12 protein-coding genes and 1 pseudogene are annotated in these 12168 nt (G+C 50.1%); 8 read left to right on the forward strand and 5 right to left on the reverse strand.

Annotated features, from left to right (window positions below; genetic code table 11):
* Together FJ147_23195 and FJ147_23200 are read left to right on the forward strand one after the other, a co-directional pair.
* Positions 1-321, forward strand: a 321-nt coding sequence (locus tag FJ147_23195; GenBank protein MBM4258795.1) for a hypothetical protein, incomplete at its 5' end; no start/stop codon positions are given.
* Positions 322-646: 325 nt separating this feature from the next.
* A complete protein-coding gene (locus FJ147_23200; GenBank protein MBM4258796.1) occupies positions 647-886 on the forward strand; it encodes a flagellar biosynthesis anti-sigma factor FlgM in 240 nt (79 codons plus the stop codon).
* A gap of 40 nt (positions 887-926) precedes the next feature.
* Here the strand turns inward: FJ147_23200 and FJ147_23205 are convergent, their stop codons facing one another.
* The gene (locus FJ147_23205) at positions 927-3431 is read right to left on the reverse strand and encodes a DNA internalization-related competence protein ComEC/Rec2 (protein ID MBM4258797.1); all 2505 of its coding nucleotides are present in this window, start codon (positions 3429-3431) and stop codon (positions 927-929) included.
* Positions 3428-5356 carry an excinuclease ABC subunit UvrC gene (uvrC, locus tag FJ147_23210; GenBank protein ID MBM4258798.1) on the reverse strand — a complete coding sequence of 643 codons (1929 nt, stop codon included), beginning with the start codon at positions 5354-5356 and terminating at the stop codon, positions 3428-3430. The genes FJ147_23205 and uvrC overlap by 4 nt, the downstream gene beginning before the upstream one ends.
* Before the next feature lie 151 nt (positions 5357-5507).
* Here uvrC and FJ147_23215 point away from each other — a divergent pair, with 151 nt between their 5' ends.
* Together FJ147_23215 and FJ147_23220 are read left to right on the forward strand one after the other, a co-directional pair.
* Positions 5508-5792: a hypothetical protein gene (locus FJ147_23215; protein MBM4258799.1), complete on the forward strand. Its 285-nt coding sequence runs from the start codon at positions 5508-5510 to the stop codon at positions 5790-5792.
* 5 nt (positions 5793-5797) lie between these two features.
* On the forward strand, positions 5798-6160 hold the full coding sequence (locus FJ147_23220; GenBank protein MBM4258800.1) for a hypothetical protein: 363 nt from the start codon (positions 5798-5800) through the stop codon (positions 6158-6160).
* A gap of 54 nt (positions 6161-6214) precedes the next feature.
* On the opposite strand, the gene FJ147_23225 is transcribed toward FJ147_23220, so the two are convergent.
* Positions 6215-6541, reverse strand: a complete 327-nt coding sequence (locus FJ147_23225) for a helix-hairpin-helix domain-containing protein (GenBank protein ID MBM4258801.1) — start codon at positions 6539-6541, stop codon at positions 6215-6217.
* Between the two features lie 141 nt (positions 6542-6682).
* On the opposite strand from FJ147_23225, the gene rimI reads away from it, so the two are divergent.
* The 3 genes from rimI to ispD all read left to right on the forward strand — a co-directional run bounded on the left by rimI (position 6683) and on the right by ispD (position 8662).
* Complete coding sequence (gene rimI / locus FJ147_23230) at positions 6683-7153, forward strand: ribosomal-protein-alanine N-acetyltransferase (GenBank protein MBM4258802.1); 471 nt, start codon at positions 6683-6685, stop codon at positions 7151-7153.
* Positions 7154-7427: 274 nt separating this feature from the next.
* The gene (locus FJ147_23235; protein MBM4258803.1) at positions 7428-7910 is read left to right on the forward strand and encodes a CarD family transcriptional regulator; all 483 of its coding nucleotides are present in this window, start codon (positions 7428-7430) and stop codon (positions 7908-7910) included.
* Positions 7911-7963: 53 nt separating this feature from the next.
* Positions 7964-8662, forward strand: coding sequence for a 2-C-methyl-D-erythritol 4-phosphate cytidylyltransferase (gene ispD / locus FJ147_23240; protein MBM4258804.1), 699 nt, complete (start codon positions 7964-7966; stop codon positions 8660-8662).
* Positions 8663-8728: 66 nt separating this feature from the next.
* Here ispD and FJ147_23245 read toward each other — a convergent pair.
* Both FJ147_23245 and FJ147_23250 read right to left on the reverse strand, forming a co-directional pair.
* Positions 8729-9873, reverse strand: a pseudogene (locus FJ147_23245) (PilT/PilU family type 4a pilus ATPase).
* A 35-nt stretch (positions 9874-9908) separates the two neighbouring features.
* A complete protein-coding gene (locus FJ147_23250) occupies positions 9909-10988 on the reverse strand; it encodes a type IV pilus twitching motility protein PilT (GenBank protein ID MBM4258805.1) in 1080 nt (359 codons plus the stop codon).
* Between the two features lie 145 nt (positions 10989-11133).
* On the opposite strand from FJ147_23250, the gene FJ147_23255 reads away from it, so the two are divergent.
* A complete protein-coding gene (locus tag FJ147_23255; protein MBM4258806.1) occupies positions 11134-11802 on the forward strand; it encodes a phospholipase in 669 nt (222 codons plus the stop codon).
* Positions 11803-12168 lie beyond the last annotated feature (366 nt).

The raw sequence follows: 12168 nt of genomic DNA on the forward strand, positions 1-12168 counted from the left end.
AGACTTCGATACTTAGACCGAAGCCAGCACACAATGGTCTCGTCTCTCATCCCTGCTCTTGTGCAGAGGCTCTCCACTCCGGTCAATCACTATTGCGGTAAGTTGTTTCCTGCCACCGCCTTAGTTGTCACGCTGTATTACCACGAAGAACTCACTCTTAGAGAGATCGGAGAGATTCTCGGGTTAACCGAGGGGCGAATTTGTCAAATCCATACGCAAGCAGTGACACGGTTGCAGGGCGCGCTTGGCGCCAAGGAAGAAAAATCAACACCCACAGAGAGACGTACGACATCGTCTAGCAACCTCCTGCGTGCTGCGTAAAAACACGATCGCTCTTGCCCTCCTCCCCGATGATTGGTCCGTCCCTTATTTTCTACCCGAGAGTGTCCCAGCTGGGTGCTCTCGGGTAGGGAATTTGTCTGTTCCCTCTTGTCCCTTGGGTCGCTGTGAGTGTTTTGTCTACCGGGCCCAATGCAACAACAAAAAGAGCCGTTCTAAAGATTCTCTCAGCCATGCCGAGATAATAGGCTGGCGCACGAAGTAACAACAACGGTCTTTCCATATGTGGCAGTAGATGTCATAATTCCTTCCTACTTTATCGACGTGATTCCCACGATACTACGGGAATCATCCCTTGGAGGAGGGGATGCCGGCACAGAAAAGACAGCAAGGACAAAACGTCACAACGACTGCAGCTTTGCCGGTTGAGCGCAAGGAATCTCAAGTTGCTCGCTCGGAAACGAGAGGATTTTTGCGAACAGAAAAAATTTCCCGCATCCGCGAACAAATCTCACAAGGGACGTACCAGGTTTCTGCCACTGAAGTGGCGAAAGCAATTCTGCGACATGGTGCTTCTCGCGTTTCACCTAAGAAAAAAGAAAAATAGTGACATTTATCGGGAGACTCCTGAACGATACGTCTCTCCATCACGGCTCCGTCCAGGGTGGTAATACGGTCGGCTGAGTTGTAAACAGGCGATATCCGCGCCCATTACTGATGACCGTCACTGTTCCCTCCCGATCCGTGCGTAACCATGTACTTCCCTGGTTTTGGTATCGTTGGGAAACTTCTTGCGCTGGAAATCGGAAGCGATTATCTACGCCGACTGAAGCAATAGCGACCGCTGGTGCAACGGCACTGACAAACCCAGGGGAACTTGAGGTTCGGCTTCCGTGGTGGGGAACTTTCACAATTTCGCTCGGAAGCGCTTTTTCGGTAGCTAGTAGAACAGCCTCTCCTTCTTTTTCTATATCCCCAGTAAACAATATATCTGTGGTTCCGTAACTGAGACGCAGGACGAGCGAAGCGTTATTCGTACCCAGATTGCTATTACAGGGAGGGTGGAGAACCTGGATTGAGACGTCCCGTTGGACGGGAGGTTGAGTCTCACGACAGAGGGAACGCAGTTGAATCCCCTTACGGTTTACAATTTCCATGAGTTTATTGAACCGTGCCCCGTGGGCTTGTTCACCGTTAAACCAGAACTCTCTGGGAGAAAAATGTTCTGCAATATAGAGCAGACCTCCATAGTGATCGAGTTGAGGGTGACTCATGACGACGATATCAACGTGTCCGATTTTTCGACGCCATAAAAATGGTGCAATGACAGCCTCACCTGTATCGAAGTCCTGGCTTGCGAACCCACCACCATCGATGAGCATCACTTGCCCATCGGGCAATTCAACCACTGTGGCATCTCCTTGACCGACATCGAGAAAAGAGGCTCGCAGGGTGTGATGAAAGTAGCGATGCGAAGTCCACCACACCGTGTCAGCGAGAAGTCCTCCCACGAGAACAGCAACCAGACTGCGAAAGAGCAACGGGGAAAACAGAGAACGGCAGAGGGCGCAGAACAGGAGCGCGTAGACAAGGCAGAGTTCTATTTCACTGGGAGTGACTACATGAAACGAGGCAGCGGGCAGTGTTGCGAACCACTTGACGATCTCATTGCCAATATGAGTGACAAGTCCGGCAAGCCAAAGAAAAATAGCGGCGAGACGAGAATCGAGGAAAAAACCAACGACAGTGAGAAGACCAAAAACCACGGCGGTGCTGCCAAGGAGCGGAACAATAACGACGTTGGCGATGAGGCCAGCTAGCGAAATCTGATTAAAATGAAAAGCTGTAAGTGGGGCAGTGCCGAGCAGAGCAAAGAAGGAGATACCACTATAGAGGGCTCCCCAACGAAGAAGCTTCTCATACAGTGGAACGTCTTGCACAGCGGAAAGGGGCTTTTTTTCGTTCCTCCAAGAAAAGAGCTGATCTGTTCCAAGGACAATACTGAGGACCGAAACGAATGATAGCTGAAAGGAAATATCGAGAACGACACCCGGTTCCACAACCGCAATGACAAGCGCAGCAAATGCGAGGCTACGATAAATATCCGCTCGGCGGTTAACGAAGGGCACAAGCAGATAGACGAAGACCATAATGACAGAGCGCCAGGTAGCAATGCTTCCGCCAGCCAGTGCCGCATAGAAAAGAACTGGAGGGAAGGTTAAGAATGCGGCAAGTTTTGGCATCGTCAGAGACAGCAAGAGCCAGCGACTCCGACTTAAAACCCACCACCAACTGCCATAGGCTGTGGCCGCAACGAGCGCAATATGGAGGCCGGAAATGGATAAGACGTGAGTCACTCCTGCCTGAGTAAACGCCTCGCGAAGGTCATTGTCGATGAGCCCTTGATCTCCAAGAATAAGCGCCCGTAAAACCGCAGCGGTTTGTGAATCTAAGTGAGTGGAGAAAAAAGCTCCGAGGATTCTCCGCCATTCCTTAATTCGATGCTGAAGAGAATGTGGGGTGGCGCCAATGCGTTCGATGGTGTGGTCATCCCAGAGGAAAGCGGTGAGGTAGATATTATGACGAGCAAGATAGCCCTCGTAGTCACAGCCGCCGGGTGTACGGAAATTACGGGGTACGCGCAGTTTGAGCGGAACTCGTACGATGTCACCGTACCGCCAGGACCCTGAAAGAGACCGCACGGTGAGAAGAATTTTTCCTGTTGCTAGAGATTCCGAAGTCGCTGTTCGCACTCGCCACGTGTCGAGATAAAGGCGCCCACGATGAGGAAACCGCTCTGGTTCACGAAAAAGCCAGCCCTCGATTGTGACCTCCTGCGGAAGAGGAAGATGACGGAGATGGTGAGGCGGAAAGTTTGGATGCAATGCACGCTGCAGTGAAATATGGGTAAAGGTGCACAGGGAAATAGAACAGAGAGTGATAAACCCGATACGGTGAGAAGCAAACCGCCAAAGGCAATAGACTAGCAGGCTACTCCCTCCTATCCACAAGAGGAACGGGATAGACCAGTTATAGGCGGCACTGACTTGCCCACCCAGACACGCAGCGACGAGAAAAAACAGCTGTCCGTGGCGGTACGGCAAGAGGGGGGAAGGAGGAAGAGAAGGAGAGGGAGAAGAGGAGGTTGTCATTCTTGCAGGTATTGATCAGATAGTGATGAATCTACGTTGCTCCTCATTCTCTGGAGGTTCCATTGGAAAACAGCTTCGGCGAGCGCAGTTGTCATTCCTGGTACTTGTTGTAACTCTTCGACTGTCGCTGTCTGAAGGCGTTTCATACTCCCGAAGTGGCGAAGGAGAGCTTTGCGCCGAGTCGGACCGATACCAGGAACACTCTCAAGGGGTGAACTTAAGCGTTCCTTGGCCCGTAATTGGCGGTGATAGGTGATAGCGAAACGGTGCGCTTCATCGCGAAGTTGTTGGAGAAGAAAGAGAGCGGTAGAGTTAGGCTTCAAGATGATTGGGTTCTTGCGCCCGGGAAGGAAAACCCGTTCAGCAGAGTGCTCGATTTCTTCGGCGAATGGATCGCGCTCGGTTCGCATCTTGGCAAGGCCGATGAGATCCACCTCAGTAATGTTGAGTTCACGGAATACCTCAACCGCAACCCCGAGTTGCCCTTTCCCTCCGTCCACCATCAGCAAATCAGGGAGATCGTGTTCTTCTAGGGCGCGGCGGTAGCGGCGCATTAACACCTCGTACATCATGCCGAAATCATCTGCCCCTTCGACGGTCTTGATACGAAAGCGACGATAGCGACTTTTCTCTGGCGTTGCCTCGTTGAAGACAACCATCGAACCAACGGCGAGGTTGCCTTGAATGTTCGAGATATCAAAGCACTCAATACGTTTCGGTGCGTTCCGCAAGTGTAATGCCCGGCGTAGTTGATCGATCGTTTTTTCCTTTTGTTCTGTGGTGTGACGTTTCTCAGTGTAGCTTTGCTGCGCATTTTCACGAGCCATATCGAGCAGACGAATTTTATCGCCACGCTGTGGGCACAGGGTCTCGACTTTTTTCCCTTTCCGTTCACGGAGAATCTCTTCGCGCACTTCGGCGTCTTCTAACTCGACTGGCAGAAGAATTTCGTCCGGGATAAAGCGTTCACCTTGGTAAAATTGACTCAGCAGCTCGGCTAAGACTTCTTCATCCGGGAACTCATTGTCGTCAAAGCTGTACTCTTGATTACCAACGAGAGCACCGGAACGTACGAAGAGAACCTGCACCTCAATAGCCCCTCCCTCACGGTACAAGCCGAAAATGTCTTGATCGTATCCGAGCGGAGTTGCGACTTTTTGTTTTTCGCCAGTCTGAGTGATCGCCTGAATCTGATCACGTAGGAGAGCAGCTTCCTCGAATCGCAAGGCCTCGGCCGCAGCGTGCATCCGCGTACTGAGTTGATCGATGAGCTCAGTATTCTTGCCTTCAAGGAGCAATAGCGCATTCTTTAACTGGCGTTGATAATCCTCTGGTGCAACGGGAAGCGTGCATGGGGCCAGGCAACGTTTGATCTGGTACTCTAAACAGGGGCGCGTGCGATTACGAAAGACGGTATCCGAGCACGTACGAAGAGGAAACGTTTTGCGGATGATCTCTAATGTTTCCTGTACCGCGGAGCTGGCATGAAATGGTCCAAGATACTTGCTGCCGTCTTTGACGATGTGACGAGTTAAAAACAACCGTGGCCAGGAGTCTTGGGTGGTCACTTTCACATGCCAATACGACTTGTCGTCTTTGAGACGGATGTTATACCGTGGCCAATGTTGCTTGATGAGGGTGTTTTCCAGTAACAAGGCCTCTTTTTCACTACTAGTGATCAGCACCTCAACATCGGCAAGCTGAGCGAGAAGGAAACGAATCTGGACACGACCGTCGCCGCCACGAGCGTACTGGCGTACGCGAGTGCGTAGGTTCTTGGCCTTGCCAACATAAATCACTTCCCCAGAGGTGTTTTTGAAGAGGTAGACGCCTGGGCTCGGTGGCAATAGGGGTAACTTTGCCTCAAGAGCTGATTCTTTTTCTAGCGTCTCCATAAAATGGTGATATCCGAATGCGATGCGCACGAAAACTTATGTTATCTGCTCGTGCAAGAGAGTGTTACCATGCCCGTCTTTTCGAGTGCAAGTGTCAATGCTATGAGAGCAAAGGAGTAATTTGGCCCGCGTAATCTCACGAGCGGGTTGTATCCAACGAAGATATGTAAGGGGGGAGAGAATGAAGAGTTGGCAAGCACGAGCGGGAGTGATGCTTATGGTCGGGCTCCTTGGGCTATCTGCCTGTAAACAAGAGAAAGAACCACCAAAACCACCGCCGCCGGATGCGCTGACGGCATGTCGCAATGAGTGCAAAACCACATCAGAAAAAATGTTCAAAGAATGCAGTGACAAACTTGCAGCTGAACAAAAGTTCGACCAGATGAGCACGTGTAACACACAGGCTGACGATTTCTCGAAGCAGTGTAGAGCAGAGTGTGACCAGAAGGCGGCGACCCAAAAGTAGAAGAGTTGGGTGTTGCTCATTATGATCAGGTTGGTTGTATGAAAGTCGTTGGACGAGAAGAAACGTGGATCCATACCCACTTCCTGACGGACTGTACACGTCTTTCGGCAGAACGAATGCGAGAGATAAAGCAACCCATGATCCCGTTTCTACGTGATTTGGGGATTGTCTATGGTATGCACTTCACTCAGCTCCGTGATGAGCGGACATGCCGGATTGTGCTTGAGTGTATTCCTTTTTCTCAGATACTCGATCGTATTCAACAAAAACTCCAAGAGATTGTGCGAGACATTCCTGCTCATCCGCCAACCGCTAACGTCAAGGTAGAAAAACTGGAAGAGAAACCTCGCGCCGTTCTTGCTCGGTGAAAATAAAAAAGGAGACCGTGAGGTCTCCTTTTTTATGTTTTCACTATCAGTTAGCTAAATGGTGAGTTGGCTCCGAAACTTCAGTAATGACTTAGTTTTAATGCCTTTGATCTTGGTTAAATCATCGATCGATTTGAATGGGCCATTCTTTTGTCGATACTCGACAATTGCCTTTGCTCGCGTTTTTCCGATTCCTTTAACCGACATGAGCGTTGCTTCGTCAGCACTATTAATGTTGATGAGTGTTGCTGCTGGAGCTGCAGCAACAGGGGGTGGAGGCGTAGCAGGTTTCGGTGCTTGTTGTTGCCCCCAGGCAAATGGTGAAACAGTAAGTCCCGCTGCGAGTGCAGAGGTAAAGAAGTAGGCCCTCCAGCGTCTCATAAAAAACTCCTTTTTCCGGTGGTCTGACCGGTAATAGATTTTATCCTACCTTATGGATCAGTCGAAGTCCCATTGTCAAGAGGAAAATTGAGACCTTATCAATAATTTTCTCGTACGCTGAAGGACTACAAAAGCTGCAAAATGAGAGAGCAACAGAGTCAACAGAAAATGACTCTCCGCCGTGCGACAGAAATTGATATCCCATCCATGATGAGAATTGAGCGGGCGTCGTCTCTGCATCCTTGGACGGAATCGGCGTTCTATAATGAATTCACAAATCCCTATAGCCACCTCTGGATACTAGAGGAAGAGGGGGCGGCTCTTGGGTACGTCTGTGTATGGTTTATTCATGAAGACGGACAGATCGTCAATGTTGTCGTTCTCCCAGAATATCGTGGATGTGGACTCGGGAAGACGTTGATTGAACATGTTATCGACGAAGCGAAAACTCGTGGAATTCGCTCATTGAGCCTTGAAGTACGGCGCAGTAATCAGACTGCTCTTGCGCTGTATAGGAACTTTGGCTTTCAGGAAGTGAGTGTGAGGACGCGCTATTACGAAAATGGCGAAGATGCCCTGCTCATGGTTCGCTTGATAACCACAGAATATTGACCACCAGTAGTGCACGCGTCTGTCACTACCAAGGCTCTTTTTACTGACTATTAGATTTTCTATGTCTTTCTCAAATAAGTGTTAGGAAATCTGTGTAGGCAGATAATCTTCTAGTAAATCATGAATCTTGCCCCTCCAAGCTATAGGAAAGGCTTGTGTTTTTCAGTTTTTTTAATAAAAAAGACTAGTTTTTTCAGATACTTACGGCATTGACGACTTTTGGTCGGTTGGCTAAGATCCACGAACAATTTTTACGCCTGTAAGGAGGGAGCCTATGTTCAGAGCCGGAGAAAAGGTTGTATACCCTGGTCACGGCGTTGGAGTAATAGAAGGCTTACAGGCAAAAAACGTCTCTGGGTTGCAGCGTAAGTTCTATATGCTGCGAATTCTTGAAAGCGAAATGACCATCATGATTCCGACGGAGAACGTGGCAACGGCTGGTCTTCGTCCCATCATTAGCAAAGATATGGTCAATAAGGTGTACCGCATTCTCCGCACCAAGAAAGTGGAAGTTGATCAACAGACCTGGAATCGGCGGTATCGTGAATATTCTGAACGTATCAAAACAGGCTCGGTAATTGAAATTGCCAAAGTCTTGCGAGATCTTTTTGTCCTGAAAGCTGACAAAGAATTGTCTTTTGGCGAACGAAAGATGCTTGATACGGCTCGTAACCTTCTCGTTAAAGAACTTGCTCTTGCGAGTGCCCATCCGGAAGAAAAAATTCTCGAAGATTTAAAGAGTATTTTTACCCACTAACTTTTTGTGTTTTGATTCCAGAAGGGCTTAGCAGACCGCCATCCATCGTCGCTATGCAGGCCGACGTTGTCATAGTCGCTGCCGGCAAAGGAGAAAGAATGGGAGCCGCTCTACCCAAGCCCTTTCTCTCTCTTGCCGGTATTCCTTTAATCATCCACACGTTACGAGCCGTAGCGTGTTCTCCTCTGGTCCGTAAAATTATTCTTGTCATTGCTCCTGAACGCGAGTCTCTGTGCCAAGAGATCTTGCGAACTTATGGCCCCTTCCGCGTTCCGATCGTACTGGTTCACGGTGGTGCTGAGCGACAGGATTCAGTTCGTTGTGGGCTAGCTGCACTTGATGTCGAGAGTGCAATTGTTGCGATCCACGACGCTGCCCGTCCGTTTCTTGATCCTGCAACTCTGGAAGCGAGCATTCAGGCTGCTATGGAACATGGAGGTGCGCTTGTTGCTATCCCGGCACGCGACACGATAAAGCGAGTTACTGACGATGGAATAGTAGTGGAAACAATGCCACGACAACAACTGTGGCTTGCTCAGACACCACAAACTTTTCGTGTGCCACTAATTCGCGAAGCGCATGCACGAGCGCTATCTCAAGGCGTCACCGTTACTGACGATGCGGCATTGTTAGAGTGGAGTGGAAGTCCTGTCAAAGTCGTTGTCGGGTCCCCGCGAAATTTCAAGATTACGACCCCCGATGATTTTTGGTTGGCAGAAGCGATTCTCGCTGCAAACGCTCGCTCAAGATAAAAAAGCGGACGCCAGATTGGGCGCCCGCTCTTGGGGGAATCTGCAGCGCGCATTCGGAAGCGTAGACTACAATCGCTCGAAGCGCCGTTGTTGCCCCTGAGCACCCTCAATGCGGAACGCGCCAGCGTCTGTCTTTCCACCGTTGGCGGCTTCTTTGGTTTCGGCCACTTTAATTTTCAGTCGCAAGTGATTAACACTGTCAGCATTACTGAGGGCTTGCTCAAGATCAATTTTTCCCGAGTTATATAAATCGTACAGCGCCATGTCGAACGTCTGACAACCTTCCTGCGCGCTTTGTTCCATCGCTTCTTTAATAATGCCGACTTCTCCACGTTGGATGAGTTCTTTTACACGTGGAGTATCCATCATAATTTCCAGAGCAGCGACTCGTTTCCTTGTCTTGCCAATAACTAACCGTTGCGAGACGATCGCACGCATGTTCAAAGAGAGTTGCAACAGAATCTGCGGATGTCGAGTCTCAGGAAAGAAGTTGAGAATACGTTCAAACGCTTGGTTCGCATTCGTCGAGTGTAGGGTTGCCAGACACAAGTGACCTGTATCAGCAAAGGTAATTGCCGCTTCCATTGTCTCTGTGTCACGAATTTCACCGATAAGAATCACATCTGGTGCTTGTCGCATGGCACTCTTGAGTGCCGCCTGGAAGGTGTGGGTATCGAACCCAACTTCTCGTTGGTTGATGATCGACTGCTTATGGGGGTGAACATATTCAATGGGATCTTCGACTGTAACGATATGACCGGGGCTCGTCGAATTCCGATGATTGATCATGGCGGCAAGAGAGGTTGATTTTCCTGAGCCGGTTGCACCGACGATCAAGATCAGTCCCCGCTTGGTCATAATGATATCCTTGAGGATATTCGGTAGTCCAAGCTGTTCGACCGTTGGGATTTCGACGACGATTCTGCGAACGACCATCGCAACCGAGCCACGTTGCCAGAAAACATTGACACGAAAGCGGCTCAGTTTGGAGATAGACACAGCGAGGTTCATCTCGCGTTGCTCGACAAACTCATGCCATTGTCGCTCACTCATAATCGAGCGAGCGCTTCTAAGTCTTGTGGTCCAAACCGATAATCGCCGATCGGCTGTGTGATGCCTTCGATTCGATACATCGGTGGACTATACACGGTGAAGTAAATATCTGACGCGCTGCGTTCGACCATGACCTGTAGAAAATCCTGGAAATTCATGATTCCTCCGCATTCACGCTGCTGTCTATAATTGGTTAACGTCCCATGCCTGCAACTTTACTGCCTGGTTGTGCTATCTGGGCAAAGAGGTTTGGGGTCATACTTTTTGCTTGTGCTTCTTCACGAGTGATAACTCCACGATTGGCAAGGTCGATCAGGGCCATGTCCATTGTCTGCATGCCTTCCTTCTGACCAACCTGCATGGCTGAGGGAATTTGGTGCGTTTTCCCTTCACGAATGAGGTTCCGTACTGCAGTAGTGGCAACGAGGATTTCTAATGCTGCCGCTCGACCTCCACCTTTCTTTTTGCACAGCGTCTGTGTAATGACCGCTTCAATAGCTTCAGCAAATTGTGTACGAATCTGCGCCTGTTGTCCGGCAGGGAAAACGTCAACCACGCGCTCAACCGTGCCAGGTGCACTCGGTGAATGGAGGGTGCCAAACACTAAGTGACCAGTTTCCGCAGCAGTGATGGCAAGCTGAATGGTTTCAAGGTCACGCATTTCACCGACCAGAATCACGTCTGGATCTTCACGTAACACCGCTTTGAGTGCGTTGGCGAACGAGTAGGTATGGGCGCCAAGTTCGCGTTGATTGACCAGACATTTTTTTGAGCGATGGGTAAATTCGATGGGGTCTTCAATGGTAATGATATGCCCCTCAAACGTACTGTTGATGTAATCGACCATGGCGGCGAGGGTAGTCGATTTACCGGAGCCGGTCGGACCTGTTACTAGAATCAGCCCCTTTTCCTTGTCGGTCAGTTTTTTCAGAATTGGAGGAAGACCAAGTTCTTCAGTTGAGAGAATCTTGCTTGGAATGGTTCGAAAGACGACACCTTCGCCGCGTTGCTGCATGAAGACGTTGACACGGAAGCGCCCGATCTGTCCCATATCGAACGAGAAGTCCAGTTCCAGATGTTCTTCAAAATGCTTACGCTGGCTGTCGTTCATGATGTCGTACACCATCTGGTGGACTTGTTCGCGCGTCAATGCGGGATGGTCAAGTTTCTTCATATCGCCGTGCATGCGAATCATTGGCGGCTCCCCACTGCTGAGGTGCACATCTGAGGCTCCTGATTGTGAGGCAAAGGTAAGAAGGGCAGTGATGTCCATAGGTGTCCTTTCTTCGGGGTCGAGAGGAGAATCGTCACTTGACGGAGGAATTTTAGAACTTACGAAATGAAAAAAGTTAGCCTTTTTCTTGCTTCTTGTCTGCTTTTCGGATAGCAGTGCCCTGCCGGGTAAGGAGAGGAAGCACATGAATCTTATCCATACAATTTTTGAACCTCCGGGCAAGGGGCCACACCCAACATTACTGACGCTGCATGGCTGGGGGGCGAATGCGCTCGATTTGTTAGGACTGGCTCCATACATTTGCGGTGGACAGTTTCTTGTCATCTGCCCACAAGGACCTGTTCAAGTACCTCTGGGTGGGGCTGCGGTTGGCTATGGCTGGTTTCCCCTCACCTTGGGAGGGCCGCTTAACGTACAGGCAGTGCTACATGCCCGTGAAGCACTGCGCGCCTTTCTCGACGATGCGCTGAAGCGATATTCGATCGATAACAAAAAGCTCGCGGTGCTGGGATTCAGTCAGGGCGGGGTAATGGCGTACAGCTTAGGTCTTGGTGAGCCGGAGCGCTTTGCAGGTCTTGCTTCCCTCAGTTCGTGGTTGCCGCAAGATTTACTGTCGGTTCTGCCTGATGTGCCTGCGACAGAACAATTGCCAGTGCTGATCCAACACGGGAGTCGTGATGAAGTGGTGGGGGTCGATAAAGCACGGCAGTCGTCAGAACAGCTGCGCGACCTCCGTATTCCTGTGACCTATTGTGAGTATGAAATGGGTCATGAACTCAATGCTCAGAGCCTGCATGATCTCTCTGAATGGCTTCAACAGAAAGTGCTCTCACCGATTGTATTGGCGTCCTAATCCCAACAAAGTTGCGCTGAAATCAAACAGCCCCTAGTCTTTACACGATGACGCCTCTCTTCTCTCCTAGAACCATTGGTATTGAATTGGTGCGTGGATGCAATTTTGTCTGTCCCATGTGTCCGGTGACTTCCAATGCTTCTGTGGAGCCGAAGAAATTTCAATTTATCGATCTTGCGTTACTGCAACAATTCGCAGCCGAGATTGATCGGTGGCCGAGTATTCAGACAATCTGGTTTTTTCATTCCTAGCTGAAACCACGGCCGCTGGCCGTGCGACCCGAAAAGCTTCGGAGCGATCCGGCGTGCAGGCCCGTCACGCACCCCATAGGTTCTCCTCCCAGGAAGGTCCGCTGGGGCAGGAAGG

It is taken from the genome of Deltaproteobacteria bacterium, assembly GCA_016874775.1.
GTDB lineage: Bacteria > Desulfobacterota > Binatia > Bin18 > Bin18 > VGTJ01.

Excerpts from the sequence above, each read along its gene's own strand:
- FJ147_23200 (MBM4258796.1), top strand. The coding sequence starts at position 647 with ATGCCGGCACAGAAAAGACAGCAAGGACAAAACGTCACAACGACTGCA.
- FJ147_23205 (MBM4258797.1), bottom strand. The coding sequence starts at position 3,431 with ATGACAACCTCCTCTTCTCCCTCTCCTTCTCTTCCTCCTTCCCCCCTC.
- FJ147_23215 (MBM4258799.1), top strand. The coding sequence starts at position 5,508 with ATGAAGAGTTGGCAAGCACGAGCGGGAGTGATGCTTATGGTCGGGCTC.
- FJ147_23225 (MBM4258801.1), bottom strand. The coding sequence starts at position 6,541 with ATGAGACGCTGGAGGGCCTACTTCTTTACCTCTGCACTCGCAGCGGGA.
- rimI (MBM4258802.1), top strand. The coding sequence starts at position 6,683 with ATGAGAGAGCAACAGAGTCAACAGAAAATGACTCTCCGCCGTGCGACA.
- FJ147_23235 (MBM4258803.1), top strand. The coding sequence starts at position 7,428 with ATGTTCAGAGCCGGAGAAAAGGTTGTATACCCTGGTCACGGCGTTGGA.
- ispD (MBM4258804.1), top strand. The coding sequence starts at position 7,964 with ATGCAGGCCGACGTTGTCATAGTCGCTGCCGGCAAAGGAGAAAGAATG.
- FJ147_23250 (MBM4258805.1), bottom strand. The coding sequence starts at position 10,988 with ATGGACATCACTGCCCTTCTTACCTTTGCCTCACAATCAGGAGCCTCA.
- FJ147_23255 (MBM4258806.1), top strand. The coding sequence starts at position 11,134 with ATGAATCTTATCCATACAATTTTTGAACCTCCGGGCAAGGGGCCACAC.